The following is a 19,927-nucleotide window of genomic DNA, read 5'->3' as shown; positions in this document are numbered from 1 at the left end:
ATATACTTTTATTAGAAAAGGGGATTTTCCTCTATATATTGATAAATCTTTTTAGTCAGTTCATCGGGTGTATCGGCTTCTACGATATCCCCATTTACAAGAGCATAAAAAGTTTGGTCACACAAACTACAGTAACTTAAACATCCATATTCAAGGACATCAATATCTGGGTCATTTTCTAATATGTCATAAGTTTCTTGAGCACCTTTTGCTAGATTGCTAATGCAAAACTCTACTAATGGATTCAACTGCATTTTCACCTCACTCTAGTGACATGCTACTCTGTTTTACATGTTTCGTCAAAGAATAAATTTTTGTGAAATTCTTCACAAAAAATTTCTAAAATATATTGTGAAACATCTCACAATAAGATATACTCTTTATGGATAAATTGTGAACGATGGCTTACACAATTACAAAAGAGATATAGGGGAGTATTTTTTTATGAAAAGACTAGTATTACTAGGTGGGGGCTATGGCAATATGCGTATTTTGTTACGCCTATTACCGAACAACTTTCCACAAGATACAAAAATTACATTAGTTGATCGTACACCATTCCATAGTTTGAAAACAGAATTTTATGCTCTTGCAGCTGGAACAACAACGGATAAAAATGTTCGTGTTAACTTCCCAGAAAATGAGAGATTAGAAACGGTATATGGAGAAATTACGAAAATTGATCGAAAGGAAAAAAAGGTTATTTTAGAGGATGGCCAATTTATTCCTTATGATGATTTAGTAATTGGATTAGGTTGTGAAGACGACTATCATGGTGTTCCTGGAGCAGAAGAAAACAGTTATAGTATACAAACAATTGCGAAATCACGTACAACCTTTGAAAAGCTTTGTGGATTACCACCAGGCTCTGTCGTAGGAATTGTAGGTGCAGGTTTAAGTGGAATTGAACTTGCTAGTGAATTACGTGAAAGTCGTTCGGATTTAAAAATTAAATTATTTGACCGTTCCCCACGTATTTTACGAGCTTTCCCAGAAAAGTTAAGTAAGTATGTAAAAGAATGGTTTATAAAAAATAATGTAGAAGTAATTGCAGAATCTAATATTACGAAAGTAGAACCTACTCGTTTATATAATAAAGACGAAGTGATTGAAGTAGATGCTGTCGTTTGGACTGCTGGAGTCCAACCAGTAAAAATCGTTCGTGAGATGGATGCGGAAAAAGATAAAAAAGGTCGTCCGCTCGTTACTCAATATTTCCACTTAGTTGATGATGAACATGTTTTTGTAGTAGGGGATTGTGCATCATCTGATTTACCTGCTAGTGCCCAGCTTGCAGAAGAACAAGGGGAACGAATTGTAAAAGTTTTAAAACATCGTTGGAATAACGAGCCTCTTCCTGAAAAAATGCCCGAAATTAAATTAAAAGGCTTTATGGGCTCTTTAGGTAAAAAACAAGGATTTGTTCATTTAGCGGATACAACAGTTACAGGACGGATTGCCCGCTTAATGAAATCAGGTTTACTTTGGATGTACAAACGTCAGAACGATTCTCAATAAGGGTAAATAATTTTCAATTAAAACAAACATAATAAAAACAAAATCATTATAAAATGATTTTGTTTCAATAAATAAATTTTATTCGGCTGGAACAAAGCCAAGTTTTTCTAATGTTGAAAAGACCGGTTGAATTTGAATATAACCTTCACAGATGACTTCATTATTGATGAGAACAAGTGGGTAGAAAAATTCATCATTTTGAATACGTTCTGCCCATTCTTGATCTCGCGTGCTTTCTAGAGGTTGCTCAATATCGATATAGCGGATTGTAAATGGTTGCTCAGGGAATTTGCGGCTAATGGCAGCTTGTAGCCATTCATATGTATCTTTTGAAGAAGGAGCATTGACACAGCTGGCACAAATGACTTCTGCACCAAAAACTTCGATAACGGGATGATTTTCTGTCATAATTTAACAACCTTTCATAATACGGAATTATGGATTTTTTTGTTTCTTCACATTATAATAATTTTAGTGAAAGGAGTCGAGAAAAATGACAGATTTAGAACAAAAAGAACAAGTACAAGAAGTTTTAGATAAATTACGCCCATTTTTACTACGCGATGGTGGAGACTGTGAATTAGTGGATGTTGAAGATGGTGTTGTACGTTTACGCTTATTAGGCGCATGCGGAAGCTGCCCAAGTTCTACAATTACTTTAAAAGCAGGTATTGAACGTGCTCTATTAGAAGAAGTACCTGGAATCGTTGAAGTTGAACAAGTATTTTAATGAATGAAAAAACTAACGTTTACGAATGTAGACGTTAGTTTTTTTCATTAGTTGGCAGAAGATTGGTCACGACTTTGTTCCCGAGCTGAACGAACAAGTTGCCATTGTTCTTTTGCCATATTTAAAAGTTTAGCTTCACCACTTGCTTGTTGATTTTCGATTACTTTTGAGAAAAAGCGAGTGGCTAAGTCGTAATCTTCTATTCTTCTAGATAACTCCGCTATCATATACAAAATACGGGTATTTGACATTTGAGTACCTACGTAATCTTCATTGGAAAAGGATGTTAAGTATTGATCTCGTGCGATTTTTATAAACCGTTTTTCTTGTTCGAGATTATGTATACTTCGATAAAGCCAAGCAATTCGCAAAGTTAAACCTGCTAACGTGACGGCTTTCTCCTTTTTTAATAGTCCACACATAAAGGCTAGCTTGTACGCTTCCAATGCTTGGGTATTTGTTCTTTCGTTATTAAACGATCGTTTCGTCCATTTATCGGAAATTTGGGCACTAATTTCCTCCTTTACTCCAGGTTGAAAGTATTTTGAAAAATCTTCTGTAAAAGAAAAGCCGCAATGCTCACAAACAAAAACATTGTAGTATAATGCATTAACGGTTGAATCAGAATAAGTAGGACAAAAATCGCTATCAGTATGGTGTACTTTAACAGATTTAGATCGTACTTTAAACGTCGGAAATGATTTTTTTCAACATAAACATTCAACTTTCTTCTCATAGAATGGTGACAATTCCATCGATTGGACCCCTCATCTTTATATAATATATGACTATTATATCTATTTTTGTTTTTAATGTAGTGAATCTAATGGACTATTTATCGGTAAATATGAATGTTCATAATGTTAAATAGAATTGAAAAAGTTTGAGGAAACAAAAAGCACATATCTTTTCTTTTGTTTCTCTCCTTGATATGATTATAACTAGAAGGAAGGTGAATGGGATGACAAGTGAAAAGAAAGTCATTGAGTTAACTGAGGCTGCATCATTTCGTGTGAAGGAAATGCAACAGCACAATGAAGAAGAAGGTTCTTTTTTACGAGTAGCTGTACATGGTGGCGGTTGTAGTGGTCTTTCTTACGGTATGAATTTTGATCACACTCAAAATGACGACGATTATGTAGATGAACAACACGGTTTGAAAATTCTTGTTTCCCGAGAAGATGCACCAATCTTAATGGGAACAAAAATTGACTATAAGCAATCTTTAATGGGTGGTGGCTTCACTATCGATAATCCAAACGCTATCGCATCATGTGGCTGTGGTACTTCATTTAGAACAGCAAAAGTTGAAGGTACACCGGAAGTTTGTGAGTAATAGGCAATACAACATAAAATGGAATTTTTATATAAATCTTCTTGGTAGGTATAGTCCTTCAAGAAGATTTTTTCTATTTATACGGAAAAGAGTATAATAAATGGAAAAGTGTTTTTACTAAAAAAGGGGAATAGGTATGAAAAAGGATAGAGGGAAAGTTTGGCTTGGAGTAGCGGGCGTGGTTATGAATTCAGAAGGAAAATGGCTTGTTGTAAAAAAGAAATATAGCGGGTTAAAAGGGGTATGGTCATTGCCAGCTGGCTTTGTTCAAGCAGGAGAAACGGCGGATCAGGCAGTAGTTCGTGAAGTGAAAGAAGAAACAGGTATAGATTGTGAAGTGACAGGGTTAATCGGTTTTCGGTCTGGAGTGATTCGGGAAGAAATTAGCGATAATATGGCAATTTTCCTTTGTCGCATGGAAGATGAGAATCAGCCGATTCAAATTCAGGAACTAGAACTTTCTGACGTTCAATGGTTAACAGAGGATGAAATTGCTAGAAAAGGAGAGTCTTCCGTTATGTTAGAGGAAATGGCCCATCAGCAACTGGCCAATCATCAACTATATAAAATAGAGGGAGTTAACCCAGGAGATATTTTTCAATATACTGCTTATAAATTATTCTTTCATAAATAGGAAGGCGATTTTGTAAATTTGTTTAAAGTACATATCGTTGTATGCATGTTATAAATGGTACTTTCATATCTTTATGGAAAGTGCTCGAGCTACTTTACATCTAAAAAAATAGAGAGATTCATAAGCCCAGTATACTGTTTTTTACTTAAATATCCGGTAAGGATGGAGGGAAGTTATGAATGCTTTATCCATTGTAATTGGGGCCGTGTGTGTTTTAATTATTGGCTACCGATTATATGGCTATTTCTTTACGAAAAAAGTTCTAAGAATTAATGAAAAGGAACCTACACCAGCTCATGTATACAATGATGGGAAAGACTATGTACCGACAAACAAATGGGTAGCTTTCGGTCATCACTTCGCAGCTATTGCGGCAGCTGGGCCATTAGTAGGGCCCGTATTAGCAGCTCAATTTGGTTATTTACCTGGACTTTTATGGCTTCTTATTGGGGCAGTTATTGGTGGTGCAGTTCATGACGCTGTCGTTTTATTTGCATCTATGCGCCGAAATGGGAAATCGCTTTCAGAAGTAATGAAGGAAGAACTAGGTCCCGTTGCAGGGTTCTGTACCGGTCTTGCTATGTTGTTTATTATTACGATTACAATGGCAGGATTGTCCATGGTTGTGCTCGGTGCATTAGAAAGAAATCCTTGGGGAACTTTTGCTGTTGCTATTACCATTCCGATTGCGATGCTAGTTGGAGTGGCGTATAAGAAAACGGGCAATTTACTTGTTACTTCAGCTATTGGATTTATTTTATTAATTATAGGTGTGTTTGTTGGTCCTTATATACAAGGAACGGCCCTTGGTGATTTTTTAACTTTTGATCGCCAAACGTTAGCGATTATTTTACCTGTCTATGCCTTTTTCGCTGCTGCTTTGCCTGTATGGTTTTTACTAGCACCTAGAGACTATTTAAGTAGCTTTATGAAAATTGGTGTATTCATTGCATTAATCGCTGGAGTATTTTTTGTAAATCCAATCATTCAATTCCCAGCTGTAACAGAATTTGTTCATGGTGGAGGACCAATTGTAGCAGGTCCCGTTTGGCCGTTTGTTTCGATTACAATTGCTTGTGGGGCGATATCCGGGTTCCATGCATTTATCGGTTCCGGTACAACGCCTAAAATGTTAAATCGATGGGAAGACATTCGAGTTGTTGGTTTTGGTGCCATGCTTGTTGAAAGTTTAGTTGGGGTAATGGCGTTAATTGCTGCAACAGCATTACATCCAGGGGACTACTTTGCAATTAATGCTGCACCTGCAGTATATGCTACTTTAGGGATGGAACCGGTTAATTTAGCAACACTATCCCAAAGTATTGGAATGGATTTGGAAGGACGGACTGGTGGGGGCGTTTCACTGGCGGTAGGGATGACCCAAATCTTCACAGGTATTCCATGGTTCAGTAATTTATCTTCCTACTTCTATCAATTTGTCATTATGTTTGAAGCGGTGTTTATTTTAACTGCCATTGATGCGGGAACAAGGGTTGCGCGGTATTTAATTCAAGATTTCGTAGGGGAAGTTGTCAAACCGTTAAAGCGAACAGACTGGCTGCCTGGTGCGATTTTTGCTAGTGCTTTAGCTTGTTTCCTATGGGGATATTTATTGTACTCAGGAGAAATTGGGCCGATTTGGGCACTGTTTGGTGTCTCCAATCAATTAATGGCATCTATTGGTTTAGTAGTAGGAGCTACAGTAATTCTGAAAATGGCAACGAAACGAATTTATGTGTGGACCTGTCTCATTCCATTAATTTATTTATATATTACAGTGAATGTTGCGGGAATATGGATGGTGAAAAATGTTTATTGGAATAGTGCTGCATCAGGCTATTCCGTATTAAATGGCGTGTTATCAATCATCATGCTTATTTTAGGGTTAATCATCGTCGTAACTGCTGTGAAGAAATGGATTCAACTGTGGAATAGTCCTCGTTTTATAAATGGTGGAGTTGTAAAAGCAGGATAGATTAAAAGTGGGTGTCTCAGTTTGTGAGACATCCACTTTTTATATTTGAAAGCTAGCCTCTTATCATGTAAACTAATGAGAGGAAAACGGAGGTTATACATAATATGAGTGGTTCAGTTTCGTTAGTGCAATTAATCATCTCAGTCGTACTTTTCTTCGTCATGTTTTTTGGAATCGGTTTCTTATTAAACATGCTTTTACGTATGACTTGGTTAATGGCTATCGTTTATCCAATCGTCGTTGTATTTATTATTGATGAAGTAAGTTTTTTAGATTATATTGTTAAACCTGGGACAGCTTTCCCAGCGTTAGTAGACAAAATTCAAGCATTACAAGTCGTTGATATTTCCATTTTAATAGGTGGATTTGCAGGGGCCATCGTAGCTGGATTTGTCATGATCTATCTTCGAAAAGCGGGATATCGAATGTTCTAAAAAGGGACTGGCTCATGTTTGAGTCAGTCTTCTTTATTTTGTTATCCTTTTTAGCAGTTAGCCATTTTTTATTTAAGAAAAGCGTATTTGAGAATGGTAATACTCTTCACTCGAAAGAAAAGGGAGGGCATAAATATCTCAAATACGCTTTTATTCATTAATTAAAGGACTAGTGTATAAAAAATGATAGAAATTAAAATTCCCGTAATGGCACCAGAAAATACTTCGCTCGGTTTATGACCGAGTAAAGTTTTTAATTCTTGAATTTTTTCATTTTCATCCTTTTCAGGCCAATGTTTAATTTTACGGAAAAAAACAGCTAATTCATTTCGCATACGGTTAATAATTGCTGCATGTTGACCAGCTTGATAACGTACGCCAATGGCATCATACATGACGATTCCAGCAAACATAGCCGCTACTGCAAAGGTAGGAGAATCAAGACCTGTTTCAAATCCGACTGCTGTTGCTAAACTCGTTACTGCAGCAGAATGGGAGCTAGGCATACCACCCGTTGACGTCATTAATGACCAATCTAGTTTTTTAGTGAAAGCAAAATGGATTGGTACTTTTATGAATTGGGCAAATAAAATGGAAAAAATAGATAAAAGTAAAGGGGTATTTTGAAGTAATCCCAAAACAAACATTCCCTACCTTTCTTTTTTGTTTCAAGTATAGCATAACCGAATGATAGCAAAACATTTATAATCAATTCGTAATTCGAAATATTCGATAAATAGCTAACTCTTTACTATAATAAAATTATAAATAAAGGGGGATATCAAATGAAAAATGTTAAAGAACCAAAAAATTTTGAGCAAGTAACGACCGAATTACTAATCGTTGGAGTACAAAAAAATTGCGACCATATTGAAGGATGGAGTAATTTTGTATCATTCTATGGTGAAAACGTTGAGAATTGGATTCGTTCGGGAGATATTCAAACTGAACGTAAGAAAATGACAAAAATTCCTTACATAGGACAAAATGAACATATTAAACGGGTTTTATTCGTTGGTTTAGGTGATACAAAAACTTTAACAGAAAACGAATTAAGAGAAACGTTTGGTTTAGTAGGGAAAGAGTTGAGAGCTCTAAAGGCAAGTGAATGTACAATTTGGTTAGAGTCCTTTACAGCAAGCCCAATTGACGAGCAAACGATTGCGTATCTTTTTGCTGAAGGAACGGGTCTAGGATTCTATCAAGTACCCCACTATAAAACATCGTCAAATGAAGTAGAAGTTTATATGGATGCAGTTCATTTTGTGACAAAGGCGGATATCGATGAAATTGCTGCAAGTTTTGAAGTAGGTAAAATTTATGCAGACGCTGTAAATGAAGCCCGTAATTTAGTCAATTTACCTCCAAACTTATTAACTGCAACAGAACTAGCGGATTATGCAGAAAAATTAGCGAAACAATATGACTTTGAAATTGAAATTTTAACGAAGAAAGAATTAGAAGAATTAGGGATGGGCGGTATTCTAAGTGTTAATAAAGGCTCTGTAGAGGAACCACGCCTTATTACGATTAAATATCAAGCAACTGAGAAATGGGAAGATGCGATCGGATTAGTCGGTAAAGGAGTAACGTATGATACTGGTGGCTATTCCATTAAGACGAAAACAGGCATGGTCGGTATGAAAGGTGATATGGGAGGAGCAGCTGCTGTTTTAGGTGCGATGAAAATTATCGGTGAATCCCGTCCAAACAAAAACGTTGTTGCTGTAATTGGTTCAACGGACAATATGATTTCAGGTGAAGCCTTTAAACCAGATGACGTTATTACAACGTACAGTGGGAAAACGGTAGAAGTATTAAATACGGATGCTGAAGGACGTCTTGTGTTGGCAGATGCAGTTACTTATGCGAAACAACAAGGAGCTACTTCTTTAATTGATGTTGCGACATTAACAGGTGGAGTTATTACAGCATTAGGTTATGATAAAACTGGCTCTTTAACAAATAATGAAGCCTTCTTTGATGCATTCATAGAGGCAAGTATTGAAACGGGTGAATTTGTTTGGGGAATGCCCCTTACAGAAAGAGATAAAAAACGTATCCGTAAATCGGATATTGCAGATTTAAATAATTCCCCTGGTAGTGATGGTCATATGATTTTTGGTGGTGGATTTGTAGGTGAATTTGTAGGGGATACCCCTTGGATTCATTTAGATATTGCCGGTACATCAGATGCTTCATCATCATATGATTTAGGACCAAAAGGTGGAACTGGCGTAATGGTTAGAACATTAGCTACTTTCGTTGAAAGATTAGGCGAACAAAACAACTAATTACAAGTGGGCATATCCCATAGGTTTCCTCTCTTTTTTAACATATGTTACTAAAGAGAAGGAGGTAGATAATCGTGACAAATTTTTATGGTGGCTATGGTGGATTTAATCAATTTGGTTATCCTTTTCTAGGTGGTTTTTTAGGTGGATTATTAGGTAATGTTATTTACCCTGGAAGACCTTTTTATGGTAGGCCTTATTATCCCTATCCACCTTATCCATTTTACCCATATCCTTACCCACGTAGACGTAGACCATATAGAAGATTCTACTAAAAAAAGAAGCGCGAATCATTTCGTGCTTCTTTTTCCTTTTCATAGGACGGAATTGCCTATTCCTTAATATTTTGTTCTTTTTTCATTCGTTCAATTTCATCTTTTAAGTCATCTCGTACCGTTCCGGACCATGGTTTGATTCCGGCGATATAGGAAGAGCGACTCATTATATGTCCTCCCACAGGGCCTGTTATAAAAAGGAATAATACCCCTAAAAGAATGGACGGATTAAAATGATCTTTAATTAACCAAAAGTGTAAGAATACACCGATTAAAATACACATAACGCCGAGGGTTGAGCTTTTAGAAGCAGCGTGTGTTCGTGTATAAAGATCGGGTAAGCGAAATAAACCGATAGCTGATACAACGATAAATACTAGACCAGCTACTATAAAAAATACGATCAAGATATTAGCGAGAATTGTCACGGGTAATAATATCTCCTTTCTCTATAAATTTAGAGAAGGCAATTGTTCCGATGAAAGATAAAATCGCCAATAATAATATAATCTCTAAAAAGAAACTCGTATCGAACACGATGGAAAAGAGTCCAACTAAACAAATGAGTGCCACACCTATAGCATCCAATGCAACAACTCGGTCAGAAGGATTTGGGCCTTTTACAAGACGGTAGAGAAGGGCAACAATCGATAAAACGACGACGATGGTTGCTCCCCAAAAAAAGTATGTCATGAACGGCTCACCTCCAAAATGGCTTTTTCAAAAGAATATTTAATGGAATCAATTGTTTCATCTATATCATTACTATCAATCACATGGATAAATAATGATTTAGAATCATCGGACACATGGACAACAACAGTCCCTGGAGTTAAAGTGATTAAACTTGATAATAGAGTAATCTCCCAATCCTCCGTTAACTGTGTATTGTACTTAAAAATGGCTGGTTTTAAAGCGAGCTTCGGTTTAATAACAAGGGTTAATACGGAAACGTTTGCTAAAATTAATTCTTTAATAAATAAAACAATTAATTTAATGACAGCCCATACTCGATCAATATAAAGATTAGTTTTAAAGAATTTCCGTAATGCAATAATAACGAGAAGTCCTAATAAATAACCAATTATAAATCTCGATAATGAATAGTTAGAGGATAAAAACATCCATAAAAAGGCTAAAAATAAATTTAACAAAATTTGAAAGGACATTTATTCTCCTCCTTTCATAACCGCATCAATATAAATGGAAGGATCCATTAAAACATTTGCTGCTTGTTTAATAAATGGAGTTAACCATTCTGTACCGATTCCGTAAAAAATGGAAACGATCACTAACAACATGGTAGGGAAAAAGAGACGATTATATTTCTTTTTCTCAACATGAGTTGCAAGTTGTCCTTGTTCTCCCCAGAAGGCATAAATGAAAATACGCATAACAGATAGGAGAACAACAATACTAGAAGCTAGGATGAAAACGCTAGTCCATATATTCCCCGCCTCAAATCCACCTTGGACGATCAGTAATTTTCCAATAAATCCACTTAAAGGAGGAACCCCAGCCAAACTGAGGGCTGCAATCAAGTAAAACCAACCTAATGCTGGGTATGTCTTCATAAGTCCGCCCATTTTTCGTAAGTTAGTTGTACCTGTTACATAAATGACGATACCAATGAGCATAAATAAAGCTGCCTTAATGATCATGTCATGGATTAAATAGAACATAGCTCCTTCTAGACCAGCTTCATTCATTTGTGCTACACCAAATAAGATGACCCCAACTGCAATTACAATGTTGTAGATAATAATTTGTTTTACATCAAAGTGGGCAAGGGCACCGATACATCCAGCAACGATTGTAAGAATCGATAATATTAATAGTAATTCATGGGTGTAAGCAAATTCTTGCGTAAAAAATAACGTATATGTACGTGTAATAGCATATACACCGACTTTTGTAAGCAATGCACCAAATAAAGCCAATACAGGAATGGGTGGTGCAGAATATGCGCCAGGTAACCAAAAATAAAGTGGGAAAATGGCCGCTTTCATACCGAATACTAATAAAAACAGTACAGCAATGACGGTTAAAATTCCTGGTTGATTAATTTCAGCGATTTTCTGGGAAATATCCGCCATATTAAGTGTTCCTACTACTGAATAAAGAAAAGCAACGGTTATAACAAAGAATGCTGATGAAATAACATTCACTAGTATGTATTTAATCGATTCTTGTAACTGTGCTTTTTCTCCTCCAAGGACAATTAAAAGGTACGAAGCCATTAATAACACTTCAAAGAATACAAAAAGGTTAAATATATCCCCTGTTGTAAAAGCACCATTGACACCCACGATGATAAACATGACTGCGGGGTAATAGAAAAACTGTTCACGTTCTTTTCCAATGGATTCAAACCCGTACCATACGATAAAGAACGTCAAAATTAAAGTAGTTAGTACGAGTAAGGCAGAGACCATATCGGATACCATTGTAATCCCAAATGGTGCTGGCCAATTACCAAGAGTAACGGTTTGTGGACCATTTTCATACACATTGGCGACTAAACCAAATGCACAAAGGATGGAAAGAAGAAGTCCTAACAATGTCGTTATTCGTTGATAAGCTAATTTCTTTTGCCCAAATATTAATAACATACCGAAGAAAAATGGAATAATGACTGGTAATAAAAGAAAGTTATTCATTGTCTTCACTTCCTTTCATTAACGTCATGTCATCCGTTTTAATTTCTTGATATGCACGATAAGCAAGAACTAAAAAGAATGCTGTTACGCCAAAGCTAATAACGATAGCTGTTAAAATTAACGCCTGTGGAAGAGGATCAACAAAGTCTGTAATACCATCACTTAAAACGGGTGGTGCACTGCCTTTAAAGCCCCCCATAGTTAAGATGAGTAGATGGGCACCGTGACTAAGTAAACCTGTTCCAATAATAATACGAAGAAGACTTTTAGATAGTATTAAGTAAATGGCGGCCATAAATAATAAGCCGCATACAAAAGCCATTACTACTTCCATTATTCATCCTCCCCAATCGTTTGAATAATGGTCATCGTCACACCAACAACAACCAAATATACCCCTAAATCAAACAATGCTGCTGTATGAAGGGATGTTTTTCCTAGAATCGGTAAGTGGAAATAATCAAAGAAATGCGTGAAAAATGGTTTATCCACAAACATAGAAAACGCAGCCGTACCTAAGGCGAGAATCAATCCAGTCCCAACTAAATAAATATAATTGATGGGGATAATGGATTGAACGGTTTTTAAATCAAAGGCAATAATTAGTAGAACAATCGCACTTGATGTTACTAAACCTCCTACAAATCCTCCGCCAGGTGTATAATGTCCTGCAAAGAAAATGTGAACAGCATAGAAGAAAATAATGAAAAAGACAATTTTCGCAGTAAACTGCATTATAACATCGTTAGTTTTCATAGTTTTTTCTCCTTTCTGCTCAATCTTAATTTTATCATTGCGTAAATTGCTATACCTGCAATTGCCAACACGGCGATTTCAAATAAAGTATCAAAACCACGATAGTCAACAAGTATAACGTTTACAATATTTCCTCCACCTGCTAGTGAGTACACTGTTTCTTTGTAATACTCGGAAATGGAAGGGAACAGTTTTTGCGAGTGGGAAGATAGGGCAACTAAAGTAACCATTGCACCTACTGCAACGGAAACGAACGCTTTACTAAATCTGAAACGTGTGCGCTCCTCTTCTTTTTTAAATTTCGGTAAATGATAGAACGCCAACAGGAATAACGCAACTGAAATAGTTTCAATTACAAGTTGAGTTAGGGCTAAATCTGGTGCATTATACACAACAAAGAATAACGAAACTGTATATCCAACCGCTCCTAATGCAACGATGGAAGTAATTCTTGATTTGGCGAAAACCGTTGTTATTGTACCTATCACTAAAACAATAATTAAAATGATTTGATACACATGAATCGTGGATGCTTCTTCGAAAGATAGTTTAAAAGCATCTTTTATAAATAATGTGCCGATGACGATAATGGCCATGCTACTAAGCATAATGCTTAAATAACGACGAATGGATCCTGTCATATATAAACCAGAAAATCGGCCAATCCATTGGTCACAAAGATCATAAATAATAAAATCATATAAATTATTTAAAGTTAATTTAGTAGGTAACGCATTATACATCTTTTGCCATTTAGAAAGGCTTAAGAACAGTAATAACCCAAGGATAACGACACCAACGGTCATCCATAATTCTGGTGACTCAATCCCGTGCCAAGCAGTTACGTGGATATTTACTTCCTCTGGACTGCTATATAAGTATGGTTGAATCGCCATAACGGCTGGTTTTACAAATGTATCCGCTACTAAATTTGGAATAAAGAATATCGTAATCACTAATGCCGCTAAAATAAGTGGAGATATTAACATCCCAATTGGTGCCTCATGAGGCTTCTTAGGTAATTGATCCACCTTCAGTTTTCCTGTAAAGGTTCTAAAGACAAAGTAGAAACTATAAATAAAAGTAAATACACTTGCGATCCAAGCAATAATTGGGAACAATATGCTCCATGTTGAGAAATTAAACAAATCAAACTGAGTGATCGATAGCATAGCAGTAAAGAACATTTCTTTACTCAAGAAGCCGTTGAACGGTGGTAAACCAGCCATTGAGAAGCTTCCGATGAGTGCAACGGAAAAACTTATAGGCATTAAGCTCATTAATCCACCAAGTCTTCGGATATCACGAGTACCTGTTTCATGATCTACAATACCGGCAATCATGAACAAACTGCCTTTAAATGTAGCATGGTTAATTAAATGAAAGATTGCTGCGAAGGCTGCATATTTAAATACAGTATCTTCCGCACCGTTCACATGATAACTAATCGCTCCAACACCTAAAAGGGACATAATAAGTCCAAGTTGGCTAACTGTTGAGAAAGCAAGAATCCCTTTTAAGTCTGTTTGTTTCACCGCAAAGAAAGATCCCCAGAATAAAGTGAGTAATCCAATACCAGCTACTAACCAAATCCATATTTCTGATTGGGCGAATATCGGAGTAAATCTTGCTACAAGATAAATCCCTGCTTTAACCATTGTTGCAGAGTGTAGGTAAGCACTAACTGGTGTTGGCGCTTCCATTGCATCTGGCAACCAAATATAAAATGGGAATTGGGCAGATTTAGTAAATGCTCCTAGTAAAATTAATATAAGGGCAAGTACGAAAAAATCATTTGTGGCCAATTCTGGTGCTTGGTTGATCAATTCTCGAATCGAGAATGTATTTCCTATGATGGATAGTAAAACAAATCCACCTAGCATCATCATACCGCCTGCAACCGTTATCATCATTGATTTTAGTGCGCCGAAACGAGATTTATCTCGATGGAACCAATAGCCAATTAATAAAAAGGAAGAAATCGATGTTAACTCCCAAAATAAGTAAAGAGTAATTGTATTGTCTGATTGAACGACTCCGAGCATAGCCGACATAAACATTAATAAATAAATATAAAAATTATGTAGCTGCTCTTTCGAACGATCTAAATAAAAAATGGAATATAACACGACAAGGGCGCCAATTCCTGAAATAAGGATTGAGAATAATAGACTCAACCCATCTAGATAGGATACAAAGGAAATTCCGAGGGATGGGATCCAATCGAATTCGGATATAACCGTATCACCATCTGCGATAATTGGAACGTAAATCGCATAAAAGGTTACTAAAAAAACAGGTACAATTAAAACAAACCAACCAGTATGTATAGGACGTACTTTCTTAAAAAAGAAAGGCATAAAAAGGGCGGCTAGTATCGGTATAAAAATACAAAATACTTGAAACAAAATAATCCTCCTTTCAAAAATTGAAGCTAAAAAAACATAAAAAATTCTCGGATAGTTCATATTGTAACATCTAAAAGTAAAGATTTCATCTTACTCGATAAAACCTATACTTGATAATATTCAGTTATTTTCGATAATATATACAGTAGATAAAAGGATCGAGGACATAAAAATGAAAAACCCATACATATACGGATATTTACCATTGTTTTCAATTATTCTGTTTAGTTTAACCTTTGGCATTTATATGGTAGGACAATCGATAGACTTATTAGTATCGATTGGTATATACGCAGGAATGCGGGAATTTTTAACGGATTTTGAGTTGCGTATATTCTTATTAATTGCATTTACCTTATGTTTTTTTATGCTTTTTTCCGCATTAAAACTAATTGGTGAAACGATTCATGAGGTAGGAATGCTTCTGTTTTCAAAAAATAGCAATGGAGAAATGATAAGTGTCGCTAGAGGCGGCTATGTTATTTTCTTCTTTGGTGCTCTATCAACAGTTTTAGGGGTACAATCGTTCACAATATTGCTCATTTTATTTACTTTAACGATTTTAAGTTATTTTATTTTTAATATTTATAAAATGAGCCAATTTCTTACCTTGTCAGGTACAATTGGTCTCATCATCTTTGAAATTATTATTTGGACCATTTTAATTACGCTTATCGTGTATGTCGGATTAAAATTATATAATGGCTTATTAGCGAGTTTACCTATTTAACAAGAAAGGAGGAACCTTTAAAAAGATCCCTCCTTTCTTTTATTTAATTCATAATCGTATTAAAAATTTTAAAATGGATTTTATCGTCTTGTAATGATTGCATAGACTTCGGATTATCATAACCAATCCAAACAGCTGCTGTGTATTGATCTGTCAATCCTGCTAACCAAAAGTCTTTATAGTCATTTGTTGTGCCGGTTTTTGCTCCGATATAGGAAGAAGTTATTGTTATTCCTCTTCCTGTCCCACTAGTTACAACATCCTTTAATAATGAACGTATATATGTGACTGTTTTGTTAGACCAAATTGTTTCCTTTTTAGTTGGCCAACTATAAAGAACGTTGCCTTCTAGATCGGTCACTTGGCGAATACTTTTTGCTCTTACATAAGTTCCATCTATAAAACTAGTATATGCATCTGCCAATTCAAGAGTCGTCACACCGTAGGATAACCCACCTAGTCCTGCAGCATAGGATTTGTCTTCAGGAACGAGGGATTGAAAGTGGAACTTCTCAATATATTGAAAGGCAGTATTGAGACCAATTGTATCTAACAGCCGTAGCGCGGATGTATTGTAACTATACTTAAATGCCGTAGAAATCGAAACATTCCCATAAACTTTTCCATCATAGTTGTCAGGACAAAAGTCTGCAACACAATATTTTCCACCACTTACAATGGATTTTGGTGTATAATCCGTTGTCTCAAATAGAGGTGCATAGACGACTAATGGTTTGAAAGAGGAACCGGGCTGGCGGAATCCTTGATAAGCTCTATGAAAATCAAATTTCTTATAATCCTTCCCTGCATATAGACTAACAATTTCCCTTGTTTGATTGTCGATGACAACGGCACTACTTTGTAAGCTACCGTTTCCTAAAATTTTATTAATAGCTCGTTCATCTTGTAATTGTTTTTTCGAATCAAGGGCTGTATGAATGATGATCCCCGATTGAAGTAATTGGTTGACTTTTTCGTCAATTTGCTCGTTAATTTTTTGTTTTTCTTCTTCTGATTTTGACTCTTTGAGCAATTGCTCATAGCCTTCAGTTATTGCAACTAAATCCTTTAATTCAGCTAAAACATACGTACTATAGGCAGGGTTTTTTTGAATTTTTTCCTTTGTATTTAAAACAATTTTTTCTTGTTTATATGTATTGGCTTCTTCTTTTGTAATCACATTATTTTCGGCTAAAATATCAAGCAATCGTTCTTGCCGCTTTTTTGTATTTTCAAAATGGTTCAATGGATTATATAAAGAAGGGTTATTTGGAATTGCGGCTATAAAGGCCATTTCAGCGATGGAAAGTTCAGCTAATGGTTTTTGAAAATAAAAACTGCTCGCAGCACCAATGCCATATACTTGATTACCGAAAAACATTTCATTCAAATACATTTCAAAAATTTCATCTTTGTCATACTGCTGTTCCAGCTCATAGGCATAAAAAAGCTCGGTAATTTTACGGGAATAGGTTTTTTCCTCTGATAAATAACGTAGTCGGACAAGCTGTTGCGTTATTGTACTACCACCTTGTTCCATGGAATCTTGGGAGGAATTGACAACCACCGCCCTTGTAATGGCTCCTAAATTGAATCCAACATGGTTATAAAATTCTTTATCTTCACTTAGTAAATAGATTTGTTTAATGATTTCAGGTACTTCCTTTAATGGAATAGGCTGTCTCCACTCAGTATATTCCTCATTAAATACAAATCCATTTCGGTCAACCATTGTTACAGGTAATTGTTTTTCAATGGTAGGGAGCTTAATTTCGCTTTCGATTTGCTCCTGATGGGTTTGGGCTACTGACATTTCATCCGTTATTTCGTTCACAAGTAGCAAAAGAAGAGAGAAACAACAAAATGTAATCATATAGCCTACTACTTGTTTCATATAATTCGTCCTCCCCAAATATTTCCTAACAGAAGAATATCATATATTCAAAAAGAAAAGGAGAGGATTCTAATAGATTCCCCTCCAAATTAATAATCGAAATTATGCATGGCTTTTTAATAGATCATCTAAATATTTTTTTGGATACCTTTGTATGATAATGACCACAATCGCTGCAATGAAAAATAGGAAGCCAGTGGAATAAAAGACAGTAGAAATAGTCGCTAGCCCACTTATAAAACCACCTAATACCGGGCCAATGACATTTCCTAAAAATCGGAAACTTTGATTATATCCCATAATTTCTCCTTGTACTTCAATCGGTGATTCCCGGCGAATAATAGCTGTTGTAATCGGAATAAGGCCACCGGAGAACATACCTAATAAAAATCTCAGTACGATTAATTGCCATAGGGAAGTGACAAAGGCCTGTGGGATAATACATAGGACACTAACTAGTAGTAATACTTTTAATACTTTTTCGTAGCCAATTGAATCGCCTAAACGACCAAAAAATCGTCCAATTAAAATATTCCCGACCCCAGCAGCACTAAAGGTGATACCAGATAAAAGGGCTACTTGTTCGGATGTAGTTAAATGGGAAACGTATAATGATAATAATGGTTGGATACTAAAATTCCCTATTTGAATTAAGGCAGTAACGAACATTATGCTTAATATAAGTGGGTGGTGGAAAATCGCCCAAAGAATATTTTTTCTTGAATAAAGATTACTTTTTTCTTTTCGAATCATTTCAGGCTCATGAATGCCAAAAATGATAATAATGGCAGCAATCGTAATGGCGATGGAAGTGAAAATAAACGTGTAATTAAAGCCGACTGCATCCGCTATAGTACCGCCGATTACCGGTCCAAATAAAGAACCGCCAACGCTACCAATTTGTAGGGTACCTAAGGTTTTGCCAGCAATATTTTTCGGTGTATGTTTACTAATGAAGGCAGTAGAAGTAGGGATAAATCCAGTAACTAATCCCATAATAATTCGTAAAATAAAAAATTGAATTACGTTTGTTACGTAACCCATTAAAAAGATGCTTAGGGCAATACCAAAGCAGTTCATAATCATAATCGGTTTATAACCGTATTTATCAGCAATACGTCCCCAAATTGGAGACATAATAAAGGCGGTTATAAAGGTTGCGCCAAAAATTAATCCTGCCCATTTTTGTACATAGCTCTCTGAAAAATCTCCAAAAGTATTTATATAGAGAGATAAAAAGGGCATAATCATCGTCATGGAGCCCGCGACGATAAAATTAGATATTAAAATAATGATAAAATTATGTTTTCGGTTCGACATTTCTGTTCACTTTCTTCCTAATAATTCTCCATCATTTGTTTCGTGAAATTGATGTTTTGTCAAGTATAACGTATTTCGGAAACCGAAGAAAGGGCAAAAAGGATATTAGCGGAAAATTTAAACGTTCTATGATAAACTGTACGAGGTATTAAATGATTTTTATTTATATAAAGGAATACCTAAATCGAACATATTTTATTGTAAAAGGAGAGACTTTTCATGTTTCCACAATTAACGAAAGAATTAAACCCAGGTGAAGTTTTAGTTGAAATGAATACTACTTTAGGTTCAATCAAAATAAAACTTTTCCCTGAACATGCACCAAAAACGGTAGAAAACTTTTTAGGACACGCAAAATCCGGATATTATAATGGTATCATTTTCCACCGAGTAATTTCAGATTTTATGATTCAAGGTGGTGACCCAACTGGAACAGGGATGGGTGGTGAATCTATCTGGGGCAATTCTTTCGAAGATGAATTTAATGAACAGTTGTTCAACTTACGAGGAGCCCTTTCAATGGCCAATGCAGGTCCAAACACAAATGGTTCCCAATTCTTTATCGTTCAAATGCAACATACACCGAACAATATGATTCAACAAATGGAGCAAGCTGGATATCCAAAAGAAATTATTGAAGCATATGCCAACGAAGGTGGAACACCTTGGTTAGATTTCAAACATACTGTATTTGGACATGTAGTTGAAGGCATGGACGTTGTTGACAAAATTGCGAACGTTGACAAAGATATGCGCGACAAACCGCTTGAAGATGTTAAAATTGAATCGATTACAGTAGTCGAATAATACAATGAAAGAAGTGTGACAACAAAATGGATCGATTCGTTATCCTAGGATTTTTATATTTCCCAGAGGATAAAAGTTCATACATCCCAGCCGCAATAGAAATGGTATTTTTAGTCATCCTATGTTTTTTGGCCTTCATGTGGTTTAAACGTTTGT

General features: G+C 35.7%; 22 protein-coding genes and 1 pseudogene. 10 read left to right on the top strand and 13 right to left on the bottom strand.

Annotated features, from left to right (window positions below; translation table 11 throughout):
• Positions 1-11: 11 nt before the first annotated feature.
• Positions 12-248 (bottom strand): YuzB family protein, encoded by a 237-nt coding sequence (locus MHH69_RS13350; protein WP_122972173.1) that lies wholly within the window; start codon positions 246-248, stop codon positions 12-14.
• Positions 249-444: 196 nt separating this feature from the next.
• Between MHH69_RS13350 and MHH69_RS13345 the strand changes: the two genes are divergently transcribed.
• On the top strand, positions 445-1,518 hold the full coding sequence (locus MHH69_RS13345; protein WP_122972174.1) for an NAD(P)/FAD-dependent oxidoreductase: 1,074 nt from the start codon (positions 445-447) through the stop codon (positions 1,516-1,518).
• Between the two features lie 78 nt (positions 1,519-1,596).
• On the opposite strand, the gene MHH69_RS13340 is transcribed toward MHH69_RS13345, so the two are convergent.
• Entirely contained in the window at positions 1,597-1,926 is a 330-nt protein-coding gene (locus tag MHH69_RS13340) for a YuzD family protein (protein WP_122972175.1), read from the bottom strand.
• An 85-nt stretch (positions 1,927-2,011) separates the two neighbouring features.
• Between MHH69_RS13340 and MHH69_RS13335 the strand changes: the two genes are divergently transcribed.
• On the top strand, positions 2,012-2,248 hold the full coding sequence (locus tag MHH69_RS13335) for a NifU family protein (RefSeq protein WP_122972176.1): 237 nt from the start codon (positions 2,012-2,014) through the stop codon (positions 2,246-2,248).
• A gap of 47 nt (positions 2,249-2,295) precedes the next feature.
• On the opposite strand, the pseudogene MHH69_RS13330 reads toward MHH69_RS13335, so the two are convergent.
• Positions 2,296-2,940 (bottom strand): annotated as a pseudogene (locus MHH69_RS13330) (DUF2225 domain-containing protein); the annotation flags it as partial.
• A gap of 269 nt (positions 2,941-3,209) precedes the next feature.
• Between MHH69_RS13330 and MHH69_RS13325 the strand changes: the two are divergent.
• The 4 genes from MHH69_RS13325 (at position 3,210) to MHH69_RS13310 (ending at position 6,627) form a co-directional block, all read left to right on the top strand.
• The gene (locus MHH69_RS13325) at positions 3,210-3,584 is read left to right on the top strand and encodes a HesB/IscA family protein (RefSeq protein ID WP_122972178.1); all 375 of its coding nucleotides are present in this window, start codon (positions 3,210-3,212) and stop codon (positions 3,582-3,584) included.
• 136 nt (positions 3,585-3,720) lie between these two features.
• Positions 3,721-4,218 (top strand): NUDIX hydrolase, encoded by a 498-nt coding sequence (locus tag MHH69_RS13320; RefSeq protein WP_122972179.1) that lies wholly within the window; start codon positions 3,721-3,723, stop codon positions 4,216-4,218.
• 175 nt (positions 4,219-4,393) lie between these two features.
• Positions 4,394-6,193 (top strand): carbon starvation CstA family protein, encoded by a 1,800-nt coding sequence (locus MHH69_RS13315; protein WP_122972180.1) that lies wholly within the window; start codon positions 4,394-4,396, stop codon positions 6,191-6,193.
• A gap of 104 nt (positions 6,194-6,297) precedes the next feature.
• Entirely contained in the window at positions 6,298-6,627 is a 330-nt protein-coding gene (locus MHH69_RS13310; protein WP_122972181.1) for a YuiB family protein, read from the top strand.
• A 161-nt stretch (positions 6,628-6,788) separates the two neighbouring features.
• On the opposite strand, the gene MHH69_RS13305 is transcribed toward MHH69_RS13310, so the two are convergent.
• On the bottom strand, positions 6,789-7,274 hold the full coding sequence (locus tag MHH69_RS13305) for a divergent PAP2 family protein (protein WP_341362502.1): 486 nt from the start codon (positions 7,272-7,274) through the stop codon (positions 6,789-6,791).
• A gap of 138 nt (positions 7,275-7,412) precedes the next feature.
• Between MHH69_RS13305 and MHH69_RS13300 the strand changes: the two genes are divergently transcribed.
• Together MHH69_RS13300 and MHH69_RS13295 are read left to right on the top strand one after the other, a co-directional pair.
• Positions 7,413-8,921, top strand: coding sequence for a leucyl aminopeptidase (locus MHH69_RS13300; protein WP_341362501.1), 1,509 nt, complete (start codon positions 7,413-7,415; stop codon positions 8,919-8,921).
• A 74-nt stretch (positions 8,922-8,995) separates the two neighbouring features.
• Entirely contained in the window at positions 8,996-9,196 is a 201-nt protein-coding gene (locus tag MHH69_RS13295) for a hypothetical protein (protein ID WP_241559314.1), read from the top strand.
• 56 nt (positions 9,197-9,252) lie between these two features.
• On the opposite strand, the gene mnhG is transcribed toward MHH69_RS13295, so the two are convergent.
• From mnhG to MHH69_RS13260, 7 genes are read right to left on the bottom strand one after another with little or no spacing between them, the layout of a single operon-like run.
• Positions 9,253-9,624, bottom strand: coding sequence for a monovalent cation/H(+) antiporter subunit G (gene mnhG / locus MHH69_RS13290; RefSeq protein WP_122972185.1), 372 nt, complete (start codon positions 9,622-9,624; stop codon positions 9,253-9,255).
• Positions 9,608-9,889, bottom strand: coding sequence for a Na(+)/H(+) antiporter subunit F1 (locus MHH69_RS13285; RefSeq protein WP_122972186.1), 282 nt, complete (start codon positions 9,887-9,889; stop codon positions 9,608-9,610). Before MHH69_RS13285 ends, mnhG begins: the two co-directional genes overlap by 17 nt.
• Complete coding sequence (locus MHH69_RS13280; protein WP_122972187.1) at positions 9,886-10,365, bottom strand: Na+/H+ antiporter subunit E; 480 nt, start codon at positions 10,363-10,365, stop codon at positions 9,886-9,888. Before MHH69_RS13280 ends, MHH69_RS13285 begins: the two co-directional genes overlap by 4 nt.
• Complete coding sequence (locus MHH69_RS13275; protein WP_341362500.1) at positions 10,366-11,856, bottom strand: Na+/H+ antiporter subunit D; 1,491 nt, start codon at positions 11,854-11,856, stop codon at positions 10,366-10,368.
• Positions 11,849-12,190 carry a Na(+)/H(+) antiporter subunit C gene (locus MHH69_RS13270; RefSeq protein ID WP_341362499.1) on the bottom strand — a complete coding sequence of 114 codons (342 nt, stop codon included), beginning with the start codon at positions 12,188-12,190 and terminating at the stop codon, positions 11,849-11,851. Before MHH69_RS13270 ends, MHH69_RS13275 begins: the two co-directional genes overlap by 8 nt.
• Complete coding sequence (locus MHH69_RS13265) at positions 12,190-12,612, bottom strand: Na(+)/H(+) antiporter subunit B (RefSeq protein WP_122972190.1); 423 nt, start codon at positions 12,610-12,612, stop codon at positions 12,190-12,192. Before MHH69_RS13265 ends, MHH69_RS13270 begins: the two co-directional genes overlap by 1 nt.
• The gene (locus tag MHH69_RS13260; RefSeq protein ID WP_174232679.1) at positions 12,609-15,020 is read right to left on the bottom strand and encodes a Na+/H+ antiporter subunit A; all 2,412 of its coding nucleotides are present in this window, start codon (positions 15,018-15,020) and stop codon (positions 12,609-12,611) included. The genes MHH69_RS13265 and MHH69_RS13260 overlap by 4 nt, the downstream gene beginning before the upstream one ends.
• Positions 15,021-15,192: 172 nt before the next feature.
• Between MHH69_RS13260 and MHH69_RS13255 the strand changes: the two genes are divergently transcribed.
• Positions 15,193-15,750, top strand: coding sequence for a DUF5366 family protein (locus MHH69_RS13255; RefSeq protein WP_122972192.1), 558 nt, complete (start codon positions 15,193-15,195; stop codon positions 15,748-15,750).
• A gap of 43 nt (positions 15,751-15,793) precedes the next feature.
• Here the strand turns inward: MHH69_RS13255 and MHH69_RS13250 are convergent, their stop codons facing one another.
• Together MHH69_RS13250 and MHH69_RS13245 are read right to left on the bottom strand one after the other, a co-directional pair.
• On the bottom strand, positions 15,794-17,644 hold the full coding sequence (locus MHH69_RS13250) for a transglycosylase domain-containing protein (RefSeq protein ID WP_122972193.1): 1,851 nt from the start codon (positions 17,642-17,644) through the stop codon (positions 15,794-15,796).
• A gap of 102 nt (positions 17,645-17,746) precedes the next feature.
• Positions 17,747-18,964 (bottom strand): MFS transporter, encoded by a 1,218-nt coding sequence (locus tag MHH69_RS13245; protein WP_122972194.1) that lies wholly within the window; start codon positions 18,962-18,964, stop codon positions 17,747-17,749.
• Between the two features lie 219 nt (positions 18,965-19,183).
• On the opposite strand from MHH69_RS13245, the gene MHH69_RS13240 reads away from it, so the two are divergent.
• Complete coding sequence (locus tag MHH69_RS13240; protein ID WP_122972195.1) at positions 19,184-19,771, top strand: peptidylprolyl isomerase; 588 nt, start codon at positions 19,184-19,186, stop codon at positions 19,769-19,771.
• Positions 19,772-19,927 lie beyond the last annotated feature (156 nt).

Source organism: Ureibacillus sp. FSL E2-3493 (assembly GCF_038077515.1).
Taxonomy (GTDB): Bacteria; Bacillota; Bacilli; order Bacillales_A; family Planococcaceae; genus Ureibacillus; species Ureibacillus halotolerans.
The sequence above is the reverse complement of the archived record's forward strand: the minus strand, read 5'-3'. Positions and strand labels throughout refer to the sequence as shown.